Source organism: Pseudomonas sp. P110(2024) (assembly GCF_057480795.1).
In genome coordinates this window covers 90,640-112,067 of the sequence record NZ_JBLIYT010000011.1, presented here as the reverse complement: position 1 = coordinate 112,067, position 21,428 = coordinate 90,640, and the positions used below count along the sequence as shown (strand labels likewise).

Below are 21,428 nucleotides of genomic sequence, written 5' to 3'. Positions count from 1 at the left end.
CCTGATTCATTGGCCGCCACCTTCCACGATCCACGACGTGTCATCGTCATCGAAGCTGGAGCGCTGCGATCCGCTATTGCGAGCAACTGGAGAACGCGCAGCGCGGGCGAGATCGGATTTGACCCAGCTGACCAGAGCGGCCAGCCACTGCTTTTCTGTTTGGGCCACGCCCTTGGCATCGTGGTGAAGCACAAAGCCGGATATGGCAACCGCGTTGAATTGATCCAGGGTCAGACCTGCACGACGGGCATAGGCTTTCAGCAGTTCCGGATTCGGTTCCCAGTCGAGGGACATTGCGAATGGCTCGCGCTGAGAGAGAGTAGATTGGTTCAATGACGGATTGGGTGCAGCTGCTGCACCCCGTTCTGCGTTTTGCTGCACCCCGTTCTGCTGTGAGCTGCACCCCGTGCGGTTTCCTGCACCCCGTTCAGGACGGGGTGCAACAGATGCACCCCGCTTAATCAACAGGTCGTAAACGACAGGGCGACGGTCACGGCGATCGATATGGGCAGCAGCAATTGCCTGGTTACCCTCAACGATCCAACCGGCCTGGGCGAGCTCATCTAGCTTCAACCGCACTGTTCGCTCAGAAAGGCCAGTGTCGTCGGAGAGAGTTCCGGCAGAAGGGAATGCCCCTCTTCCATCGCTGCCTGCGTAGTTGGCCAAGCAGAGCAGAACATGGCGCGCTGCAGGATTCTCAAGTTCAGCTTTGGGAATGGCGAGTGCCCAGGTCATGGCTTGTACGCTCACGCTTGCCACCATCGCGATTGACATAGAGCGACAGGCGCAGCGTTGCGCGCAGCATTGGAGAGATGCATAATTGATCCCGATTCAGAAGTTGAGAAAGCCGGGCTGCCACCCGGTTTTTTTATGCCCGCGATTTGGGTACTGGATGAATTAGCAGGTGTTTTGGCCATCTACTCGCACAAGGCCGGCTAGATCAGAATCTGCACCACTTGGCGTCAGACCTCCGGCTGAAACAGGGAAAACATCATCCAGGGCGCAAGTCGCTCCAAGTTGGTTTAGGGCCGAGACGATCCGTCTAGCCTCTTCCAGCCCTGGGGCCCTCCGCCCTGCCTCATAATTGGCGAGCCGTGATTGGTTCCAATCGAGCTTTCGCCGGAGACTGGCCTGACTGATACCCGCCCCCTTTCGGATCTGTCGAACGTGGTTCATAGGGGTTCCTCTTGACTGGACCCCAGGATAAACACGTAACGTGTTATTTTCAATCACGAATAGTGAAAGCGAGCTATTTCGTAACGTGATTACAATCACGGCTATGAAAGAAACCCTCGGACAACGCATCAAACGCCACCGCAAGGCTGCCGGGCTCTCCCAGGCCGCGCTGGCGACTGCCTGCGGCTGGAAATCCCAATCACGGGTGGGCAACTACGAAACTGATACGCGGGAGCCATCTCTCGCGGATCTGCGCCTAATCGCAAATGCGATTGGTGTGGATGAGTCGGAAATCATCTTGGATTACAAACCGAGCGCCCCGGAAGCGGGCGCTGAGGCTGTCGAATCAAACGCGACGATGATTGGCCCATTTGATGTGTGGGATGACGAAACGCCATTGGATGGAGATGAGGTATACGTGCCCTACCTGAAAGAGGTCGAGCTTTCAGCAGGCCGAGGCCGCACGGTTGTTGAGCAATCACATACACGCAAATTGCGGTTCGGCAAAATCACCCTTCGCCGACAGAACGTGCAACCAAGCGAAGCAGTTTGCGTGACCGTTGGCGGCAATAGCATGGAGCCCGTGCTACCCGATGGAAGCACCGTCGGCGTTGATCAGGGCGCCACTACCGTAATCGATGGCAAGATGTACGCAATCAATCATGGCGGCCAGCTGCGGGTGAAAACCCTATACCGCTTGCCTGGTGGTGGGATCAGGATGCGCAGCTTCAACCGTGATGAGCATCCTGACGAGGAATACAGCGCAGAAGAGATGGTCGCTAAAGAGATCGTCATTCTAGGGAAAGTCTTCTGGTCCTCGGTCCTCTGGTAGCACTCCTTTCGCCAACCAAGCCCGGCTAAATGCCGGGCTTTTTGTTGCTTGCCTGAAAAATAATCACGATTCGTGTTGACACCAATTAACACAATACGTGATATTTGCCTTCGCCGGATCGACACCGGCCAGCAACGAAGGCAGCGATGGACAGGCCTCAACTGTTCAGAGGGGTGGCAACTGCCCTGGGCGTGCAGCGTAAAGCGCCAATGCAGTTATCCAGCGGGTGAGCACCGCGGCTGGAGAAAAAACAGATTTCACTGACTGGCCTTGGAAACAGGGCCAGACGGGAAATCAACGGGAGTAAAGAAATGAGACGACTGCTTTGCACAGGCATCTATTGGCTGATAGAGCCACTGCTCGACCTGCTGGATGAGCGAAAAGCGAGGTTCGCCAGCCAGCAGGCAGAGCAAGCAGGCTTACCTTCTGGGGAAGCTGGGCATAGGCATTGAAGGTGAATTAACTACCTTCGGGAAAACTCCATAAACGTGCCCGCAGGCAGCGCAGTGTGCGACTTCAAACCAAGCGTCGCCACCCTTGCTTTCCTGCACACTCCTCTGGCTCACGATGTGTCCAAGACCGACGATTGCGCAGCTTGGGCATTTTGGCTCTGCAAGCCTTTTTTGTTCCATCAAATTTGCCTCAACAGTTGTAGGGACTTGCGAGGCTACCACGGCCCGGCGTGGCTAAGCATCCGGGAACCATCAAATCGCCACCACAAGCTGGCAGCCCGATCACCTGGTCTTCCCCAGCACCAGGCTGCATCGGAGAGCCCTTCCCGCCCCTACATCAACATGTTCAGGGAGACAGGCGGGATAGGCTCTCCAATGCAGCCCACCAAGGACCACTCATGGAAACGATCACTTGCGGCACATGGACAGGCCACCTTGGCAAAGGGCTGGCTCCACGCGAGCTAGAGGCGCTGCTCGGCGTCGCCCAGGGCATGACCGCTAAACAGATTGCCCAGCAGATGCAGATCACGCCGGGCACTGTTGCCAACCGCATCGAAAACGCGATGTTCAAACTCGGCGTAGCGCGTCGGGCGGCCGCCGTGGCCGAAGCCATGCGCCGGCAGATCATCAGCCCGCTATGCATCGCCCTCGCCGGCCTGATCGCTATGCATGCGGTCATTGATGACAGCGATCCATTGCGCCGCGACCGCAGGGCGCCAGAGCGGCGTACAGCCCAGATTCGAATCGTTCGTAAGGCCGAGGCCTTCGAGCACCACGCCTGAATCCCATCAGAGGATCATTACATGCATCACTCCATGCAACAGCGCGTGGACGGCCTGGCCGCCCTGCGTGCACGCTCCCTCTTGGCTACTACCGAGTTCTACGAACTGATTGGTCGCCCTGCCCCGACGCCCGAACCTCTGTTCCAGGCAGTCGCCAAGGGCAAGGCTTGGCACATCATCGAGGTTGCCACCGGCAAGACCAAGAGATTCTGCTTTAGCCACCGTGCTGCCATACACCTTATTGAGGCAATGGAAGCAGGCAAGCGAACCCTCATTTCTCGCACCGCCGATTAACGGGGGTACTGTATGGCAATGGACCAGTCAGAGCGCGACCGACTCCGTCGCGAGAAGGCCGCGCGACTGCAGGAAGAAAATCTACGCTTGAAGGTCCGACCAGGGACTAAACAGGCCCTGCAGGAATTGATGGAGTGGGCCGGGATAGAGGAACAGGGTGAGGCGATGACGCTGATGATTCATCACCTGCATGGGCTTGGCCCTGGCGGTGCTCTGCCGCTGCTGACGCCTCCGCGCCACGAAATCACAGCGTCACCGTCTATGGTGCGGAAGCTTGAGAATTTCCGCGATCGCGAGTCGCTGCGTATAACTTCCGATTAATCAGAATGCAGCGGGAAAACCGATCGCCATACCACCTAAAGCAACTAATCCCTGAATTACAGACGTTACATTAGCGGACCGCTCAATGAACGCCCATAGCTTCGACTGCTTTAAGGATTCAACTTTATCTTCATGGGTAGCCCCATTCATTGCCTGAAGCGTCCTAAGAACTGCAAGGATATCTTCAATAGGAGTATCAGCAGGCAGACCAAGTTCCTGAACCAGCCCTTTTGGGTCTCGTTGGACAATCGCACTTTTGCAATTGATCAAATTATTGTCAGTAAAATCGAGTTCGGCGTCTGCATCATGCGGAACTGAAACAGCCGTGCCTACTCCGTTGAAAGTGTTCCCGGATACATTAATTTTGAATGCCATGACTTCCTCGAGGTTGTGATCGCTGAGCATCCTGTAATACCCCATCCCACCCCAAATTGCCACCATGCCGCCACCAGCACGGAGGGCGGCGCATGCTTGGAGAAAGCCATGATCGAAGCCACCAAGAAGCAGCTGGGCCTGCTCTGGCACACCCTGGGTCTGTCAGCTGAGCGGTCAGACCGCCGTAGCATCAGCCGTAACCACTTCCTCACCAGCCCAGGCTACGACGACTCGAACAACCTGGATGTGCTGGTGGAGGCCGGCCTGATGACACGCGGCAAGGCCCCGGTCTTTTGCTCAGAGGACGAGGTGGTTTATCGCGCCACGGACGAGGGCAAGCAGTTCGCTTTGGACAAGCTGCCATCGCCGCCGCCGCCTCCCAAACGCACCAAGTTCGATGCCTACCTCGATGAGTGTGAGTGCTACGACGGCTTCGCCCACTTCCTCGGCATCAACATGCCGCAGTACCAGCAGCGCGGCAGCTGGGGGAAGTGGGAGTACCGGATGGTTCGTTACCCCCGGGGCAGCGCGTATCGCCAGTATCGGCGCCACTACAACTTCGAGCGCTGGTCTATCTACGAGCCGCTCGAGGTCGCCGGTGAATGGGCTCTGACCATGAAGGAAGCCAAGGCGAGCTACAAAGAAGCACTCAAGAAGTTCCGCGCCTGCCCCAAGCCCCCGGCCAACGACTCCGAACGCCTCTACTCCGCCTGACCCTCCAGCGCTGCCCGCAATCTGCCGTTGACACTGGAGCTTGCCCAACAACCTAAAGGCCAGGCTTCCTCTCGTGGCGATAATCTATCCAGTATTTCCATGCTCGCTGAGCAATGTCACATAGATCATGTTGGCCGCCGGCTTTATCAGTGTAAATCCAGCAGGGCAGCTGATTGACTCCAGCATCGTCAGTAGGCGTTCGGTCTCGCAAACCATACGTCTGTGGCTGATTCTTCAGATGTTTTACATCGTTTGTCAGCATTCGACAGATATCTAGAGCTGTTCCAGCCTCAAGATCAGAGGCCTTGACGAGATTGATCACCTCTTCTGAATTTTTTGCACCACGCTGCCTGGCAGCTTTGTCAGTCATGTGATTCAAGAAAAAAAGGGCCGTAACTAAGCGCCGGTAGATGAACATAAACCTGCCGATGTTTAGGGGAATGTCTGCCTGGTACTCAAACCAGAACTCCTCAAATGCAGGGGCAGCAAGCTCCTTGAAGTAGCCACGCAGATCACTGAGTTCAATCGTACCCACACGCGTCTCCTTAGCCGGCTCCATGCCGGGCCGGTCACGTTCTACCCCACTTCGACGAAGCGCGCCACCTCGGCGCTGCCTGCCAGCGCCTTCCCCTAACCATCTAGTAGGGGCAAGCCATCAAGAACCAGCGATTATACCAGCGGGCACGGTAGTGCAGATGGCTTTTCAGCTGGACCCAATTTGTTTCTGCCAGATTTATTTTCTGCTGATTCGCAGGAGTGCCTTAGAATGAGTGGCGATGGCCGTTCTGGAATTTTTTCCTTAATCAACTCCTGCGAAGTTTTCAGCTGAGGATCTATCGACCCAGTTACTCCCGGCCTAACAGCAGCATATATGGCAACCATCAAACTAATTAACGCAATCATCGCACTGAGAATAGCAACCAGAGTATTGAGCCCTGGATTTGAATTCCAGTAATCGACAAATTTCCGCCACCGCCCTCTAGACGCATAATCATACCCTTGCAAAGTAAGGAAATATTTATACCCCTCCTCGCTCCGCATAAAACCACGCCCCTCAAGCTCCTTGAGATTATCCAATAGAAGAGGCCTTGAAATGTTACCATTCACTTCCATAAGATCTGGAATATACTGAGAGAATAATTCATGAGCCGTGATTAGGACGAAAAAATCCTTCAAGTTTCTAATGCCATGACCATGCTTATCCAAATACATACTATAGATAACCCGCAGCAACTCCAAAGGCATCTCTTTACGGATTTTCTTAGTAAACACAACCACCTCCTTTTAAAGACCAACAAATAACCGCACTCAGGTCATTCATGGAGTACTAACTCCCATAGAAAACTGATCCAGCAACACCGATCATTCTGAGATGTAGGGGATAAAGTCACCTAACAGCTCGCGAGCAGCTGGCACAGCATATTCGAGCAGTTCCAAAGGGACGCCCCGTTCAAACAGCGTCACCTCAAACTTGAGCGGCTCATCGTTTCGGAAAATCTCGAAGAGGCTCTGCAGAAGCTGTATTCGACTCCATGAACTATCACGCTGGGCTCTCCTGAAAAATGGAAAAGTACCCCGAAACACTGCTGCTGTAACCCCTTTCCCCTCTATTCACTGCCGCGATATGTCGGCGAGGTATCACCATGCCCACAGCAATCGACCTGTTCGCCGGCCTCGGCGGATGGAGCACCGGCGCGCGCGCCGCAGGCGTCCAGGTTCTCTGGGCGGCAAATCACTGGCCAGAGGCAGTGAAGTGGCACGCGGCTAATCACCAAGACACCGACCACGTATGCCAGGACCTTCACCAGGCCAACTGGGCGGCAGTGCCGCGAACCGATATCGGCATCGCCTCACCATGTTGCCAAGGCCACGCAAAGGCCCGCGGCAAGAAGAACGGAAACCCGGAGCATGATGCGTCGAGATCCACAGCCTGGGCTGTGCCTTCAGCGGCCGAGGTACTCCAGCAGGACGCCTGGGTGATCGAGAACGTGCCCGAGTTCGTGAACTGGGTGCTCTACCCCAGCTGGGTGGATGCGATGCAGCGCCTGGGATACCAAGTCGCACCGCACATCGTCGATTGCGCCGACCTTGGAGTGCCGCAACACCGGGTGCGCCTGTTCCTGATCTGCACAAAGAGCAAGGCGCCAATCCAACTGCAGTTGCAGCAGTGCGAGCACGTGCCGGCCAGCAGCTTCCTCGACTTCGACGCCGGGCGCTGGTCACCAATCGAGAAGCCCGGTCGAGCCCAGACCACACTCGACCGTGTTCGCAACGGGCGCCAGCGCTTCGGCGACCGGTTCATCATGCCCTACTACGGCAAAGGCTCCGGCACCACCGGACGCGACATCAACCGGCCGATCGGCACCATCACGACCCTGGATCGCTGGGCCCTGGTCGACGGCGACCGCATGCGAATGCTGAGCGCCGACGAGGCCCTGGCCGCGCAGTCGTTCCCGGTCGACACCCTGCGTCCAGATAACCACAGGTTGACCATGCATATGGCCGGCAACGCGGTACCGCCACTGGCTGGGCAACGTATTATCGAAGCATTACTAAAGGCGGCGTAAGCAGAGCTACCAAAATTTATCTTCCGCTTTAGAAGTCTGAAGCATCCAGACCAGAAACTCGCGACCTTTCGCAGTTATGGCGAAAGTCTCACCATCCGTTAGAATCAAACCTTGAATCACCAAATAATTTATGTACTGGTCGAGTTGCCAATGATTCATTTGCGGGGCCCACTTGGCCTTATGTTCAGCCCACAGAGTTTCGACTTCAGCCTTCGCAACGCCATTCACAAATCGATGATTAAGATGCTTCAGCAAAGCTATTTGCCCTCCAAAAATCATCGAATAAATAGATTCAAAGTTCCATAGAACGCGCATGAACGACAGCCTGGAAACTAAGTATTCATGCTGATCAGATTGATCGACGGTCGAAATTTCATTTTCTACGAACTTTCTTGCCACAGCCATTGAATTAGCTACAGAGTAAGGCGGTAGAGGAATACCCTGAGCCTGAACCGATGCAGCTTCAGACTCAATAGATTCTTTCATCTCCTCAACAACTCTTGCAGGATCCTCCTTGCTAATCGGAGCTTGTAAATCTTCAGGAACTGGAGAATTTCCAAACTCAGCTCCACTTGGACTGAGCTTCGATAAGCGATCAATTAGAGCACCGATTTTACTCCTGAACATTATAAGAAAAATCAACGACATAAAAAGAGCCACATGAGGCCAACCAAAACCATTCCATGCTGTGATCAACTGGCTTACGGCCGTAGAACTCTCTGAACCCATGGGGCTATCCTTTTTAGAAATGATGGCATCTGGCCTGTGCTGCGTATAATAGTCTCTGGAGCCGAAAATCGCTGTATTTTTCCCAGCACCAAACTCTTCTGTAACACCCCGCTTTAACCCCTACCCCCTCTATTCACTGCCGCGATATGGCGGCAAAGGAATCGTCATGCCTGAAATACTCAAACTGGAGCGCGGCCGCACCTATCGCGGCAAGAAGCCCGCGTGCGTGCGCAGCTGCGGCCTGGTCAATGATCGAACCGTCATCTATGTCGGCGTGGATGAGGTCCAGTACGACGGGCCATCAGTGGCCCCTGGGCGCCACTATCCGCGCATGCCTATCAAGAAATTCTTGGAGTGGGCCGGCCATGACGTGACCGACGAGCTGCCGCAGGGAGAATACGCATCCTGGCCGCCAGCAAAGCAGGCTGCATCATGATTGCCTTCGCCTACATGGCCTACCTGATCTGGAAGGCGCCGCGATGAACGCAAGGATCGTCTGCCAGTTCAGTTGCGGCGCCGCTTCGGCGGTGGCCACCAAGCTGGCCTTGGCAGAGTACGGCAGCACGCACGACGTGCAGATCATCAACGCCTTCCTCGCCAACGAGCATGAGGACAACCGCCGGTTCGCCCAGGACTGCGAAGTGTGGTTCGGCCAGCCGATCACCGTCCTGCGTGATGAGAAGTACGGCGCCGACGCCCACGAGGTGTTTCGCCGCGAGCGCTACATGAAGGGACGCACTGGCGCCCCCTGCACCAAGATCCTTAAGCGGCGATTGCTCGACTCATGGAAGCAGCCTGGCGATGTGATGGTGTTCGGCTACACCGCCGAGGAGGTTGATCGGCTGGAGGATTTCAGAGAACGCAATCCAGACCGCCCGGTGATCGCCCCGCTGATCGACCGAGGCCTGGGCAAGGACGACTGCAAGGCCATCCTGCTGCGCGCCGGCATCGAACTACCTCTGATGTACCGGATGGGCTACGAGAACGCCAACTGCATCGGCTGTGTGAAGGGCGGCGAAGGCTACTTTCGGGCCATCCGCCAGGACTTCCCGCAGCAGTTCGAGGCGCTGTGCACCATCCAGGACGACCTGGGCGAAGGCTCGTACCTGTTCCGCAACCGAACCACAAACGTGCGGTTCTCCCTGCGCGAGCTCGGCGACGGTCCGGTTCGCCGAAACGAAAAGCTGCCGGCCTGCTCGTTCTTCTGCGAGCTAGCCGAAGCCGACATCATCGGCAAAGCCTAACCCCTCACCCAACTACTCAAGCCCGCCGACATGCGCGGGCGAGGATGAACCGTGTCCGATAACACAGTGAAGTGCTCCCGGTGCCGCAACCAGCACAAGGAGAGCGAACGCGTGCTCGCGCCCTGCAAATGGCTTAAGGGCACCAGCACCATGGTGTGCCCGCGCTGCAGGTGCACCAGCTACTACATCGTCAGCCCTGCGCCAGCAGCCTGACCACCAAACTGCCGCCACCGGCGGCGTGGAGACCATCCCATGGAAACCGAGATCCTTTCGGACGAAGAGCTGGTGACGATCACCGGCTACAAACCCCGGGCGTGGCAGCGCCGTTGGCTCACAGAGAAAGGCTGGCATTTCGTCGAGAGCCGCGGCGGGCGCCCACTCGTTGGTCGCCAGTACGCCCGACAGAAGCTGAGCGGCGTGGTGATCGACACTGTGCCCGTCGCTGCATCGCCGCCCCCGGCAACAGCCTGGACCCCTGATTTCTCCCGAGTGAAGTGAAATGCGCCCAAGGAAGACCGAAAATCGCGACCTGCCACCTGGCATGTACCGTCGCAAGAGAAAGAAAGCCAATGGCAAGGTGTGGGAAGCGCTGTACTACAGGGACAAGTCAGGCAAAGACATCTTCCTGGGGAACGACCTGGTGAAGGCGAAGCTGATGTGGGCAGAGCTTGAGGCCAAGGCGATCCCGAAAGAGCTAACCACGATGAAGGGTATCTTCGACGAGTACCTGCTGAAGATCATCCCAGGCAAGGCCGCCAGGACCCAGAAGGACAACATCTACGAGCTCAAGCAGCTGCGCATCGTGTTCGACTCGGCGCCGATCGATGCCATCACGCCAGCCATGATTGCGCAGTACCGCGACTCGCGCTCGGCTAAGACCAGGGCAAACAGGGAAATCGCCCTGCTCTCCCATGTTTTCAATACAGCGAGGGAATGGGGGCTCACAACCCGTGACAACCCGTGCTTAGGGGTGCGGAAGAACAAAGAGAAGCCGCGAGACTTCTACGCAAACGAACTGGTGTGGAAGGCGGTTTATGCGGAGGCTCCATCGGAGCTGAAGGACGCGATGGATCTTGCCTATCTGACCGGCCAGCGGCCGTCGGACGTGCTGTCCATGCGGAAGGATGACATGCAAGGGGGGTACTTGCTGGTAAGCCAAGGCAAAACCGGCAAGCGACTGCGGATCGTGACTGAAGTGGATCAGGTGAAGAACAGCCTTGGCCTGCTGCTCGATCGGATCATGCGAAGCACAAGCCGGCACCTTTCGCCGTTCTTCATCCTGAACGAGCACGGGAAGCGCATGAGCTGGGGAATGCTTCGCAACCGATGGGCCGAAGCGAGAGAGGCAGCCAGAGTGAAGGCTGAGCTGGAGAAAAAGCCCGACCTGGCCAACCGGATAGCGCAGTTCCAGTTCAGAGACATCCGGCCGAAGGCGGCATCGGAGATCAACGACCTGGGCGATGCCAGCGTGCTGCTGGGACACTCGAAAGAGGGCATCACCGAGCGCGTTTACCGTCGAGTCGGAGCCATCGCCAAGCCTTCCAAGTGATCCAGTTTTGGGACTGCGCGTAATTTGTTTTGGGACTTCGGTAGTTTCCTGCGCGCAAAGAAAAACCCCGCAGACCTAGATCTGCGGGGTTTCGAATAGTGGAGGCCGAGGTCGGAATCGAACCGGCGTAGACGGATTTGCAATCCGGAGCATAACCACTTTGCTACTCGGCCTCAAAGTCGGAGCCAGCTTTCGCTATCCCCTTGAAACCGCTGGGCTTTTTCAAGTCAGCTGCGTTTCGATGGACGCCATTATGTCGGCATTCGATGGACCTTGCAACCCCCTTGAAGAAAAAAATCTTCAAGGGGTTCAAGGTGTTAGCGCAGACGCCCGAGTTTGCTCCACAAGCCTACCAGGGTGTTCTCCACCGCCCCACTGGCGGCCACGCCGATGCGCTCCTGCAGGCTCTTGCGCTCGGCGAAGCGCAGGTGGAACACATTGGCCTCGCGGGCGCTGCGGCTCAGGTACTCGTCACTGGTGCCCAGCTCATCGACCAACTGGCGATTGAGCGCGGCGATGCCGAGCCAGACCTCGCCGGTCGCCACTTCGTCTATATGAAGCTGCGGACGGTAGCGGGCAACGAAGTCCTTGAACAGCTGGTGGGTAATGTCCAGGTCTTCCTGGAACTTCTCCCGGCCCTTGTCGGTGTTCTCGCCGAACACGGTCAGGGTGCGTTTGTATTCACCGGCGGTGAGCACTTCGAAATCGATGTCGTGCTTCTTCAGCAGCCGGTTGACGTTGGGCATCTGCGCCACCACGCCGATCGAGCCCAGCACCGCGAACGGTGCACTGACAATCTTCTCGCCGATGCAGGCCATCATGTAGCCGCCGCTGGCGGCGACTTTGTCGATGCAGATGGTCAGCGGGATGCCGGCCTCGCGGATACGCGCCAGCTGCGAGGAAGCCAGACCGTAGCTGTGCACCATACCGCCGCCGCTCTCCAGACGCAGCACCACCTCGTCACGCGGGGTGGCCAGTGTCAGCAGCGCGGTGATCTCGTTGCGCAGGCTCTCGGTGGCCGAGGCCTTGATGTCACCGTCGAAGTCGAGGACGAACACCCGGCGCTTGTCCTCGGGCTTTTTCTTCTGCTGTTTTTCCGCCTTGGCCTGCTGCTTGCGCAGGGCCTTGAGCTGGGTCTTGTCGAGCAGGCCCGATTCCAGGCGCTCGCGCAGCTCCTTGTAGAACTCGTTGAGACGGGTGACCTGCAACTGCCCGCCCGGCTTGCGCCGCCCTTTGCCACGCAGGCCGGCGATGGCCGACAGCACCACCAAGATGGCGATCACCAGGGTGGCGGTTTTGGCGAGAAAGCTTGCGTATTCGGCAAGAAACTCCACATTGACTCCTTGATAAACCAGCGCCGCAACGGCGCGAACTGGATGCAAGCATACCGGGGCGCCAGAGCCGCTGCCAGCCGGTGAAAATGCTGGCAACACAGTTCAAACGACCTTTTCAAACGCTTGTATGTTTTTTCGTTGACAGCCCGCCTGGGGCAACCTAACCTCGCAACAACCTCCAACCGGGCCGGACTTCAACGTGGGCAATCTCTACCTGATCCGACATGGCCAAGCCTCCTTCGGTGCCGCTGACTACGACGTGCTCTCGCCGGTCGGTGAGCGTCAGAGCCGGGCACTGGGCGAGCACCTCGCTCAGCTGGGCGTGCGCCTGGACCGTTGCCTGGCCGGCACCCTGCGTCGCCAGCAGGACACCGCCCGCCTGGCCCTCGACGCGCTGCAGGCACATGGCGAGGCAGTCCCGACCATTGAGACCGACGCGGCCTTCAACGAGTTCGACGCCGACGGCGTGATCCGTGCCCTGCTCCCTGCCCTGCTGCCCGAAGAGCCCGAGGCCCTGCATGTACTGCGCAATGGCGCCCAGCACCGCGGCGAGTTCCAACGTCTGTTCGCCCTGATGGTGCAGCGCTGGCACGACGGCGAGCATGCCCACGATGAACACCTGGAAACCTGGCAGGCCTTCACCGGCCGGGTCGGCGATGGTCTGCGACGGCTGCTCGACAGCGCCGCCAGCGGCGACAACATCGCCCTGTTCACCTCCGGCGGCACCATCGCTGCCCTGCTTCACCTGGTGAGCGGAATCACGCCGGCTCAGGCGTTCACCCTGAACTGGCAGATCATCAACACGTCGCTCAGCCACCTGAAATTCCGGGGCCGCGACGTCACCCTGGCTTCCTTCAACAGCCAAGCCCATGTGCGGCTGTTGCGGTTGCCGGAGCTCGTCACCTACCGATGAGCCCGGTCTGTTGTGTCCTTGCGGACGCGAATATCATTTAACAAGGAATACACCATGAGCGATGTAGCTAAAGCCGTCGAGGCGATGAAGGCAAAATTCAACCCATCCGCTGCCGCCGGCCTGGACCTGGTGTTCGGCTTCAACATCACCGATGAAGACAAGCACTACGCCCTACTGGTCAAAGATGGCACCTGCGAGATCCAGGAAGGCGAGAATGCCGACGCCAACTGCACCCTGGTGATGGACAGCGAGACCCTCAAGGGCATCGTCAGCGGTGAAACCGACGGCATGCAAGCCTTCATGGGTGGCAAGCTGCGCGTCGAAGGCGACATGATGCTGTCGATGAAGCTCAGCGAGCTGTTCCCATCCTGATCGGCGCGGCGAATCGCCAATGAAAAACCGAAGCCTGACGGGCTTCGGTTTTTTTTTCGCCGGCCGCTAGGCCCATCCATCAGGGCGATTGATCGTCCGGCAACACCCAGGCCAATAAACGTCTGGCACGCTTGTACCAGCTTTGACGGGAAATTAGATTAGCCAATAGTCCTTGCTACCGATCATAAGGAAATCGCATGACGCTCACCGACCAGTCCACCCAGGTACGCCCCGGCGAAGAACTCGACGCGGCCGTCATCGATCCGTACCTGAAGGATCACATTCCCGACCTCGACGGCACGCCGAGCATCAGCCAGTTCCCCGGCGGCGCCTCCAACCTGACCTACCTGGTCAGCTACCCGGATCGTGAATTCGTGCTGCGTCGCCCACCGTTCGGTCACAAGGCCAAGTCGGCCCACGACATGGGCCGTGAGTTTCGCATCCTCAACCAGCTCAACGCCGGCTTCCCCTATTGCCCCAAGGCCTACGTGCACTGCACCGACGAATCGCTGATCGGCGGCGAGTTCTATGTAATGGAACGGGTCAACGGCATCATCCTGCGTTCGGACATCCCTGCCGAACTGGACCTGGATGCTGGCCGCACCGAAGCCTTGTGCAAGAGCTTCATCGATCGCCTGGTCGAGCTGCACCAGGTCGACTACCAGGCCTGCGGCCTGGCTGACCTGGGCAAGCCGGAAGGGTATGTGCAGCGCCAGATCGAAGGCTGGGCCAGCCGCTATGAAAAAGCCCTGACGCCCGACGCGCCGCGCTGGGAGCAGGTGATCGCCTGGCTGCGCGAGAAGATGCCCACCGACCATCCGCGCCCGGGCATCGTGCACAACGACTACCGCTTCGACAACGTCATCCTCGACAGCGCCAATCCGATGCGCATCATCGGCGTGCTGGACTGGGAGATGGCCACCATCGGCGACCCGCTGATGGACCTGGGCAACAGCCTGGCCTACTGGATCGAGGCGGGCGACCCGGCGCCGGTGCAACTGATGCGCCGCCAGCCGAGCAACGCCCCCGGCATGCTCACTCGCCAGCAGTTCGTCGACTATTACGCCGAGCGCGCCGGCATCCGCATCGACAACTTCGACTTCTATTATTGCTACGGCCTGTTCCGCCTGGCCGGCATCGTCCAGCAGATCTACTACCGCTTCTTCCACGGCCAGACCCAGGACAAGCGCTTCGCCCAGTTCATCCACATGAACCGGCTGCTGGAGCAGATGAGCCTGCAACTGATCGGCAAATCCAGCCTGTAACTTCGGCAGACAACAAGGAATATGCGCATGTCCAAGACCCACCTGTTCGACCTCGACGGCAAGATCGCCTTCGTTTCCGGCGCCAGCCGCGGCATCGGCGAAGCCATCGCCCACCTGCTGGCCCAGCAAGGTGCCCATGTGATCGTTTCCAGCCGCAAGCTCGACGGCTGCCAGCAGGTGGCCGAGGCGATCGTCGCCGCCGGCGGCAAGGCCACCGCGATGGCCTGTCACATTGGCGAGATGGAGCAGATCCAGCAGGTGTTCGCCGCCATCCGCGAACAGTTCGGCCGCCTCGACATCCTGGTCAACAACGCCGCCACCAACCCGCAGTTCTGCAACGTCCTGGACACCGACCTGGGGGCGTTCCAGAAGACCGTCGACGTCAATATCCGCGGTTACTTCTTCATGTCGGTGGAAGCCGGCAAGCTGATGCGCGAGCACGGCGGCGGAAGCATTATCAACGTGGCCTCGATCAATGGCGTCTCGCCCGGATTGTTCCAGGGCATCTACTCGGTGACCAAGGCGGCGGTGATCAACATGACCAAGGTCTTCGCCAAGGAGTGCGCGCAGTTCGGCATCCGCTGCAACGCCCTGCTGCCGGGGCTGACCGACACCAAGTTCGCCTCGGCGCTGGTGAAGAACGACAGCATCCGCAACGCCGCGCTGCAGCAGATCCCGCTCAAGCGCGTGGCCGACCCGAGCGAGATGGCAGGCGCGGTGCTGTACCTGGCCAGTGATGCCTCCAGCTATACCACCGGCACCGCGCTCAATGTCGACGGTGGATTCCTGTCCTGATCCGGATTCATGCACGCGCCTAAGGGGTGGTGACGCATGCCATAGGTCCGCGCGCCTACCCCTTCACCGCCTGCAGCGTATAGCTCAGCGGCAACCGCCACGGCGCCTCGTTCAGGCGCCACTCGCCGTCATCGCCCAGCGTCATCTGCCCCGGCAGCGCCTCCCAGGGGAGGCTCTGATGCTCTTCCAGGCCGGTAATGCGCAGGCCATTGTTCAGCAACGCGGTGATCACCTCGCCCAAGCCATGGTTCCACTCATGAGTTTCGGTCTGGGTCAGGGCCTGGTCGGTCTCGACGTAGGTCTCGTCGCTGTGCCACACCGTCGGCGCCTCGCGCTCGAAGTACGGATACTCCAGTTGCAGGCGGTCCTGATGGTCCTCGTTCACGGCCATCAGCATCGGGTGGCCGTCGCGCAGGAACAGCCGCCCGCCCGGCTTGAGCAAAGCCGCCACGGTCTGCGCCCAGCGCTCGATGCACGGCAGCCAGCACAGCGCGCCGATGCCGGTGTAGACCAGGTCGAATGCCTCAGCAGGCAGTACCTGCGCGGCCTGATAGACGTCCGATTCGACATACCCGATGCCCGCACCACAGCGCTCGGCCAGTTGGCGCGCCTGAGCCAGGGAGGCCGCGGAGAAGTCCAGGCCGCAGACCTCGGCGCCCAGGCGCGCCAGCGACAGGGTGTCGGTACCGATATGGCATTGCAGGTGCACGGCGCGCAGGCCGTGGATATCGCCCAGACGCGGCAGGTCGAAACGCACCACCTCGGACAGATGCCCGGGCTCGGCGACGAAGCGCTCGACTTCGTAGTCCCCGGAGGCGGCGTGCAGGGGCGCGCGCTCGTCCCAGCTGGCGCGGTTGAGTTCCAGTGATCGGCTCATTGCGGTGCTTCCCTGTCCTGAGTGAGTCAGGCGCCACGTTAACCGGCCCCGACATGCCCGGCAACCACCCCGTCAACCTCAAGTTGACAGCTCGGGTATACTGCCCCCTTCGTGCCCGCCCAAGGATCCAGCGCCCATGACCGAAAACAGCTTCGCCTTTCGCCTCAAGGAACTGCTCGAACACCACAAGCTGACCCTGCAAGCCGTGGGCACGGCGCTGGGAATCTCGCGCACCGCGGTGCACAAGTGGACCCGCGGCGGCGAGATCGACTACGACAACCTGCGCCGCCTGGCCGACCTGCTCAAGGTCAACTGGATCTGGCTGCGCTACGGCGAGGAGGCCCTGCACAGCGTGCAGCAGGCCGAGGTGGTCGAGCTGCCGATGACCGACGTGCGCCGCCGCTACACCGCCGAGATCATGGAAAGCGAGACGCGCATGAAGCTGGCCCAGGAGGGCGCGCGCATCGTCACCTGGGAATGGAACCTGGTCACCGACGAAGTGACCTACTCGCCCAACGTCGAGGCGGTGTATGGCTGGCCGTTGCGTCGTAACGAGGACTTCTGGGAACACATCCATGTCGATGACGCCCAGCACATGCAGGGCATGTATGCCCAGGCGGTCGCCGACGGCACCGGCTGCGAATGCGATTTTCGCATCACCCGCCCCGACGGCGGCCAGCGCTGGATCGCCTCGCGCGCCACGGTATTGCGCGACAGTGTCGGGCGCCCGGTGAAAATGGTCGGCATCAGCATGGACAACACCGAGCGCAAGGTGGCCGAAGAGGAGCTGCGCCAGAGCGAAGCGCGTTTTCGCACCATCTTCGAACTGGCCTGGGGCGCGCTGGCCTACATCGACCCAGATGGCAGCTGGCAGCGGGTCAACGGCAGTTTTTGCGAGCTGCTGGGGTACAGTGAAGACGAACTGTACGGCACGACCTTCCAGCAGATCACCCACCCCGACGACCTGCCGGACAACCTGGCGCTACTGAGGCGCATGCTGGCCGGCGAGATCGACCGTTACGAGGTGCAGAAACGCGTGCGCCACAAGGACGGGCACTATATTTGGGTGCGGGCGCGCACCTCGCTGGAACGCCGAGCAGATGGGCAACCGCAGCATCTGATCAGCGTGTTCGAGGACATCAGCACTGATCGCTAGCCGTTGAAGCGGTCCGCACCGCAACCTGGGCAATGCCCCCAAGCCACGGTCGACAATCAGCGTTGGACGCCGTGCTGGATGACGATCGAGTCAGTGCCCAGCTTGGCCATCACTTCGGCCTTGCGCGCATCGGCATCGGCCTTGGCCGGGAACGGCCCCATCAGCACCACCGGCTTGCCCTCGCGGTATTCGACCCAGGACGGAATGCCCTTCTCGATCAGGCGCGCGGTCATGTCGCTCAGGGCGCCCATGTTCGGCCCCTGGATCACCTCCACGTCCCAGCCCTCCGGCGCCGGCTGGTCGGCCAGAGCCTCGGCGCGACGCTGCAGGTCGGCGCCCCCGCAGACTTCACGAATGCGCAGGTTGTTGCCGGTCTCGTCGATGAGGATTTCGTATTGCCCATCATGCTTGATCGCCACGTAGCTGCGATACGCTTCGTACTGCCCGGCGTCGTCCTTGCCACGCACCTGGCCGCAGATAGAGCCCTGGGTGTCGAAGCGCACGTTGGCGAACTTGGCCGTCTTGGGGTTGTTCAGGTGTTCGGCCACCTGCTTGTGTACGCCTTCGACCTCGTTGTTACAGCCCGCCAGGGCCAACACCGCCATTACCACCGCCAGTTTGCGCACGCCTGTACCTCCAGATTCGAAGGGGCGGATTCTAGCATGAGCGGACAGCTCGGCCGCAGGGATGAGGCGAAGGTGGAAGGTTGCAGCGTATGTCGGCAACGGTGGAACGGCACAAAGCAAAAAGGGCGATCCTTACGGATCGCCCTCTTCAGGTTTGGTAGGCACAATTGGACTCGAACCAACGACCCCCACCATGTCAAGGTGGTGCTCTAACCAACTGAGCTATGTGCCTGTCGTGTGGGGCGCATATTAGTCATCGATCGTGCGTCTGTAAAGCGGTTTTTTCAAAAAAATCAAAAACTTTGCGAATCAGCTTAACGCGACCTCTGCTTGGACGCGCAGTGCCCAGGCCCAAGACCCTCTACAACAATCCTGCTCGCCAGCACACACTCAGTGCTGCTCCCCCGCACGCCTGAGCAGCTTCCTGCAACGCTCCGACAAGTGCACCACCCGCAACTGCTTGCCTGCCTTGGCATACCGCTCGCGCAAGGTCTTCAGCGCCGCCACCGCAGAATAATCGACAAAGCTCAGGTGCTGGCAGTCCAGGGTGACCCTGGCCGGATCATTGGCCGGATCGAACTGGTTGAGAAACGGCGTGGTCGAGGCGAAGAACAGCGTGCCATGGACCTGGTAATGCTTGCTGCCCTCGCCGTCCACATGACTGTCGGCATACAACTCCCGCGCATGCTGCCAGGCGAAGTTGATCGCGGCGATGACGATGCCGAACAGTACCGCCGTGGCCAGGTCAGTGAACACCGTGACCACGGTCACGGCGATAATCGCCAGCACATCACTTACCGGCACCTTGTGCAGCACCCGCAGGGAGGCCCAGGCGAAGGTCTGCTGGGCCACCACGAACATCACCCCCACCAGCGCCGCCAGCGGAATGCGCTCGATCAGCGGCGACAGGAACAGGATGAACAGCAGGATCATCACCCCGGCCACCACGCCCGACAGGCGCCCACGGCCATTAGAACTGAGGTTGATCACGGTCTGGCCGATCATCGCGCAGCCGCCCATGCCACCGCACAGGCCCGAGACCATGTTGGCCGCGCCCAGCGCCACACACTCGCGGTCCGGATAGCCGCGGCTCTCGGTGATCTCGTCGCTGAGGTTAAGGGTCAGCAGGGTTTCCAGCAGGCCGACCATGGCCATCAGGAATGCGTAAGGCGCGATGATCTTCAGGGTCTCGAGGTTCCAAGGCACCTCCGGCAGGGCCAGGTGCGGCAGGCCGCCGGCGATATGGGCCATGTCGCCGAGGGTGCGGGTCGGCAGGCCAAGCAGGTAGACCAACAGGCCGACACCGAGGATCGCCACCAGCGCCGGCGGCACAGCCCGGGTCAGCTTCGGCAGGATGTAGACCACCAGCATGGTCAGCGCCACCAGGCCGATCATCAGGTACAGCGGCGTCCCGCCAAGCCAGTGCTCGCCGTCCTTGAAGTGCTCCAGCTGGGCCAGGGCGATGACGATGGCCAGGCCGTTGACGAAGCCGAGCATCACCGGGTAAGGCACCAGTCGCACCAGCTTTCCCAGGCGCAGCGCGCCGAACAGGATCATCACCACACCGCCGAGCAGCACCGTGGCCAGCAGATACTGGGCGCCGTGCTGCACCACCAGGGCGACGATCACCACCGCCATGGAGCCGGCGGCGCCGGAGATCATGCCGGGACGACCGCCGAACAAGGCGGTCAGGGTACAGATAATGAAGGCACCATACAGCCCCATGAGCGGGTTGAGGTGTGCCACCAGGGCAAAGGCGATGCACTCCGGCACCAAGGCGAACGAAGTGGTGAGGCCGGCGAGCAGGTCGGCGCGTAGTCGGGCGGGTTTCATGGAGGTCCTGTAGACAACCTCAAGCTCCCACGCTGTGGAGACTTGAGTAATGAGCCTGAAAATCGAGGGCGCGATGTTACGGATTTTGTCTGACAGCAGCCACCGCCAATCCGCACGGCAAGTTGCACGCAAATTTGCCATCATGTCCATTCCACCCGCGGAGATCATGGACATGCCGCTACGCCCCCTGCTCGCCTCCCTGCTGCTGGCCGCCAGCCTCACCGCCCAGGCCGCCACCGAGGTCATCCCCCTGCAACACCGCAGCAGCGCCGAACTGCTGCCCGCCGCCCAGTCGCTCCTGGGCAAGGACGGCAGCGTCAGCACCTTCGAGGACAAGCTGATCGTCAACGCCAGCCAGGAACGCATCGACGATCTGCGCGCCCTGCTGCAACAGCTCGACACCGCGCCCAAGCGCCTGCTGATCAGCGTCGACAACAACGACAGCAACTTCCAGGACAACCACGGCAACGCCCGCGTGATCCGCTACGGCACAGCCAATCGCGAAGGCGGCGTGCAGCAGGTGCAGGCCAGCGACGGGCAGCCGGCACTGATCCAGGTGGGCCAGAGCATTCCCGTCACCAGCACCGCCACCGATGGTTACGGGCGCCTCCAGAGCAACACCGAATACCGCAATGTCACCCAAGGCTTCTACGTCACGCCACGCCTGAGCGGCGACACGGTTCGTCTGCAAATCAGCACCAATAATGATCGAATGAGCCAGGAACGTGCCGATGTAGTGAAAGTTCAAAGCACCGACACGACCGTCACCGGCAAGCTCGGCGAGTGGATCACCCTGGCCGGGTTCAACCAGCAGAGCCAATCCGAACGCAGCGCTTCAAGCCTCAGTTACAGCACTCAGCGCGGTGAAAACATGACTCTGCGCGTCAAAGTCGATCTTCTCGACTGAACCCAGGCAATTCAAGGCCTCGACCAAAGGCCTTGAAACTGACCGCCAAGTCGCATTAGACCAAAGATGTAGTAAGCAGAAAAAAGCACTACAAAACATTTGACAGGCTCTTTTCGCCAAGGGCATGATGGCCTCGCTCCCGCTAATCAGAGGCCCTGGCAAGGGTCTTCGAGGTGCGCTCCTCCCACCGTGGAGGCACCTCGTGTCCATACGGCCCACAAGGCGGTTCGACGGGATTGCGACTGCAACGAAGAAGTTGTCCCGAGGGACGGAAGCGCATCACCGCAGTTCTGGTAATCGCGTCGCACCGCAGCA

General features: G+C 59.7%; 26 protein-coding genes and 2 tRNA genes. 16 read left to right on the top strand and 12 right to left on the bottom strand.

Annotated features, from left to right (window positions below):
- Positions 1 to 6: 6 nt before the first annotated feature.
- Both AC25ND_RS18450 and AC25ND_RS18445 read right to left on the bottom strand, forming a co-directional pair.
- Complete coding sequence (locus AC25ND_RS18450) at positions 7 to 735, bottom strand: DnaT-like ssDNA-binding domain-containing protein (protein WP_486976525.1); 729 nt, start codon at positions 733 to 735, stop codon at positions 7 to 9.
- 162 nt (positions 736 to 897) lie between these two features.
- Positions 898 to 1,176, bottom strand: coding sequence for a helix-turn-helix transcriptional regulator (locus tag AC25ND_RS18445; protein WP_280087929.1), 279 nt, complete (start codon positions 1,174 to 1,176; stop codon positions 898 to 900).
- A 103-nt stretch (positions 1,177 to 1,279) separates the two neighbouring features.
- On the opposite strand from AC25ND_RS18445, the gene AC25ND_RS18440 reads away from it, so the two are divergent.
- The 4 genes from AC25ND_RS18440 (at position 1,280) to AC25ND_RS18425 (ending at position 3,857) form a co-directional block, all read left to right on the top strand.
- Positions 1,280 to 2,008, top strand: coding sequence for an XRE family transcriptional regulator (locus AC25ND_RS18440; RefSeq protein WP_050706358.1), 729 nt, complete (start codon positions 1,280 to 1,282; stop codon positions 2,006 to 2,008).
- Between the two features lie 850 nt (positions 2,009 to 2,858).
- Positions 2,859 to 3,242, top strand: a complete 384-nt coding sequence (locus tag AC25ND_RS18435) for a helix-turn-helix domain-containing protein (RefSeq protein ID WP_050706333.1) — start codon at positions 2,859 to 2,861, stop codon at positions 3,240 to 3,242.
- 21 nt (positions 3,243 to 3,263) lie between these two features.
- Positions 3,264 to 3,536, top strand: coding sequence for a hypothetical protein (locus AC25ND_RS18430; protein ID WP_486976487.1), 273 nt, complete (start codon positions 3,264 to 3,266; stop codon positions 3,534 to 3,536).
- A gap of 12 nt (positions 3,537 to 3,548) precedes the next feature.
- Positions 3,549 to 3,857, top strand: a complete 309-nt coding sequence (locus tag AC25ND_RS18425) for a hypothetical protein (RefSeq protein ID WP_486976486.1) — start codon at positions 3,549 to 3,551, stop codon at positions 3,855 to 3,857.
- Here AC25ND_RS18425 and AC25ND_RS18420 read toward each other — a convergent pair whose 3' ends face one another.
- Positions 3,858 to 4,232 carry a hypothetical protein gene (locus AC25ND_RS18420; RefSeq protein WP_486976485.1) on the bottom strand — a complete coding sequence of 125 codons (375 nt, stop codon included), beginning with the start codon at positions 4,230 to 4,232 and terminating at the stop codon, positions 3,858 to 3,860. It lies immediately after the preceding gene.
- A gap of 108 nt (positions 4,233 to 4,340) precedes the next feature.
- On the opposite strand from AC25ND_RS18420, the gene AC25ND_RS18415 reads away from it, so the two are divergent.
- Entirely contained in the window at positions 4,341 to 4,946 is a 606-nt protein-coding gene (locus AC25ND_RS18415; protein WP_486976484.1) for a hypothetical protein, read from the top strand.
- 52 nt (positions 4,947 to 4,998) lie between these two features.
- Here the strand turns inward: AC25ND_RS18415 and AC25ND_RS18410 are convergent, their stop codons facing one another.
- On the bottom strand, positions 4,999 to 5,481 hold the full coding sequence (locus AC25ND_RS18410) for a hypothetical protein (RefSeq protein WP_486976483.1): 483 nt from the start codon (positions 5,479 to 5,481) through the stop codon (positions 4,999 to 5,001).
- A gap of 134 nt (positions 5,482 to 5,615) precedes the next feature.
- On the bottom strand, positions 5,616 to 6,218 hold the full coding sequence (locus AC25ND_RS18405) for a hypothetical protein (RefSeq protein WP_486976482.1): 603 nt from the start codon (positions 6,216 to 6,218) through the stop codon (positions 5,616 to 5,618).
- A 371-nt stretch (positions 6,219 to 6,589) separates the two neighbouring features.
- Here AC25ND_RS18405 and AC25ND_RS18400 point away from each other — a divergent pair, with 371 nt between their 5' ends.
- Positions 6,590 to 7,513 (top strand): DNA cytosine methyltransferase, encoded by a 924-nt coding sequence (locus AC25ND_RS18400; RefSeq protein WP_486976481.1) that lies wholly within the window; start codon positions 6,590 to 6,592, stop codon positions 7,511 to 7,513.
- Between the two features lie 6 nt (positions 7,514 to 7,519).
- Here AC25ND_RS18400 and AC25ND_RS18395 read toward each other — a convergent pair whose 3' ends face one another.
- Entirely contained in the window at positions 7,520 to 8,242 is a 723-nt protein-coding gene (locus tag AC25ND_RS18395; RefSeq protein ID WP_486976480.1) for a winged helix-turn-helix domain-containing protein, read from the bottom strand.
- Between the two features lie 166 nt (positions 8,243 to 8,408).
- Here AC25ND_RS18395 and AC25ND_RS18390 point away from each other — a divergent pair, with 166 nt between their 5' ends.
- The 4 genes from AC25ND_RS18390 to AC25ND_RS18375 all read left to right on the top strand — a co-directional run bounded on the left by AC25ND_RS18390 (position 8,409) and on the right by AC25ND_RS18375 (position 11,035).
- Entirely contained in the window at positions 8,409 to 8,678 is a 270-nt protein-coding gene (locus AC25ND_RS18390) for a hypothetical protein (protein WP_486976479.1), read from the top strand.
- A 43-nt stretch (positions 8,679 to 8,721) separates the two neighbouring features.
- Entirely contained in the window at positions 8,722 to 9,486 is a 765-nt protein-coding gene (locus AC25ND_RS18385; protein ID WP_486976478.1) for a hypothetical protein, read from the top strand.
- Between the two features lie 252 nt (positions 9,487 to 9,738).
- Entirely contained in the window at positions 9,739 to 9,984 is a 246-nt protein-coding gene (locus AC25ND_RS18380) for a DUF4224 domain-containing protein (RefSeq protein ID WP_486976477.1), read from the top strand.
- Position 9,985: 1 nt separating this feature from the next.
- Positions 9,986 to 11,035, top strand: coding sequence for a site-specific integrase (locus AC25ND_RS18375; RefSeq protein WP_198742623.1), 1,050 nt, complete (start codon positions 9,986 to 9,988; stop codon positions 11,033 to 11,035).
- A gap of 99 nt (positions 11,036 to 11,134) precedes the next feature.
- Here AC25ND_RS18375 and AC25ND_RS18370 read toward each other — a convergent pair.
- Positions 11,135 to 11,208, bottom strand: a tRNA-Cys gene (locus AC25ND_RS18370).
- A 144-nt stretch (positions 11,209 to 11,352) separates the two neighbouring features.
- Positions 11,353 to 12,369, bottom strand: a complete 1,017-nt coding sequence (gene sohB, locus AC25ND_RS18365) for a protease SohB (protein WP_028692451.1) — start codon at positions 12,367 to 12,369, stop codon at positions 11,353 to 11,355.
- Between the two features lie 199 nt (positions 12,370 to 12,568).
- Between sohB and AC25ND_RS18360 the strand changes: the two genes are divergently transcribed.
- From AC25ND_RS18360 to AC25ND_RS18345, 4 genes are all read left to right on the top strand, one after another.
- Positions 12,569 to 13,282: a histidine phosphatase family protein gene (locus AC25ND_RS18360; protein WP_062361157.1), complete on the top strand. Its 714-nt coding sequence runs from the start codon at positions 12,569 to 12,571 to the stop codon at positions 13,280 to 13,282.
- A 54-nt stretch (positions 13,283 to 13,336) separates the two neighbouring features.
- The gene (locus AC25ND_RS18355) at positions 13,337 to 13,654 is read left to right on the top strand and encodes an SCP2 sterol-binding domain-containing protein (RefSeq protein ID WP_028692453.1); all 318 of its coding nucleotides are present in this window, start codon (positions 13,337 to 13,339) and stop codon (positions 13,652 to 13,654) included.
- 197 nt (positions 13,655 to 13,851) lie between these two features.
- The gene (locus tag AC25ND_RS18350) at positions 13,852 to 14,919 is read left to right on the top strand and encodes a phosphotransferase family protein (protein ID WP_069016827.1); all 1,068 of its coding nucleotides are present in this window, start codon (positions 13,852 to 13,854) and stop codon (positions 14,917 to 14,919) included.
- 27 nt (positions 14,920 to 14,946) lie between these two features.
- Positions 14,947 to 15,714, top strand: a complete 768-nt coding sequence (locus AC25ND_RS18345; RefSeq protein ID WP_028692455.1) for an SDR family oxidoreductase — start codon at positions 14,947 to 14,949, stop codon at positions 15,712 to 15,714.
- 55 nt (positions 15,715 to 15,769) lie between these two features.
- Here AC25ND_RS18345 and AC25ND_RS18340 read toward each other — a convergent pair whose 3' ends face one another.
- Positions 15,770 to 16,591 (bottom strand): class I SAM-dependent methyltransferase, encoded by an 822-nt coding sequence (locus AC25ND_RS18340; RefSeq protein ID WP_279153059.1) that lies wholly within the window; start codon positions 16,589 to 16,591, stop codon positions 15,770 to 15,772.
- A 136-nt stretch (positions 16,592 to 16,727) separates the two neighbouring features.
- On the opposite strand from AC25ND_RS18340, the gene AC25ND_RS18335 reads away from it, so the two are divergent.
- A complete protein-coding gene (locus tag AC25ND_RS18335; RefSeq protein ID WP_062361153.1) occupies positions 16,728 to 17,747 on the top strand; it encodes a helix-turn-helix domain-containing protein in 1,020 nt (339 codons plus the stop codon).
- A 56-nt stretch (positions 17,748 to 17,803) separates the two neighbouring features.
- On the opposite strand, the gene AC25ND_RS18330 is transcribed toward AC25ND_RS18335, so the two are convergent.
- From AC25ND_RS18330 to AC25ND_RS18320, 3 genes are all read right to left on the bottom strand, one after another.
- Positions 17,804 to 18,373, bottom strand: a complete 570-nt coding sequence (locus AC25ND_RS18330) for an SPOR domain-containing protein (RefSeq protein ID WP_062361151.1) — start codon at positions 18,371 to 18,373, stop codon at positions 17,804 to 17,806.
- Positions 18,374 to 18,528: 155 nt separating this feature from the next.
- A tRNA-Val gene (locus tag AC25ND_RS18325) sits at positions 18,529 to 18,605 on the bottom strand.
- Between the two features lie 158 nt (positions 18,606 to 18,763).
- Positions 18,764 to 20,206, bottom strand: a complete 1,443-nt coding sequence (locus AC25ND_RS18320; protein WP_182323363.1) for a SulP family inorganic anion transporter — start codon at positions 20,204 to 20,206, stop codon at positions 18,764 to 18,766.
- 142 nt (positions 20,207 to 20,348) lie between these two features.
- On the opposite strand from AC25ND_RS18320, the gene AC25ND_RS18315 reads away from it, so the two are divergent.
- Positions 20,349 to 21,113, top strand: a complete 765-nt coding sequence (locus AC25ND_RS18315; RefSeq protein ID WP_259370194.1) for a secretin N-terminal domain-containing protein — start codon at positions 20,349 to 20,351, stop codon at positions 21,111 to 21,113.
- Positions 21,114 to 21,428 lie beyond the last annotated feature (315 nt).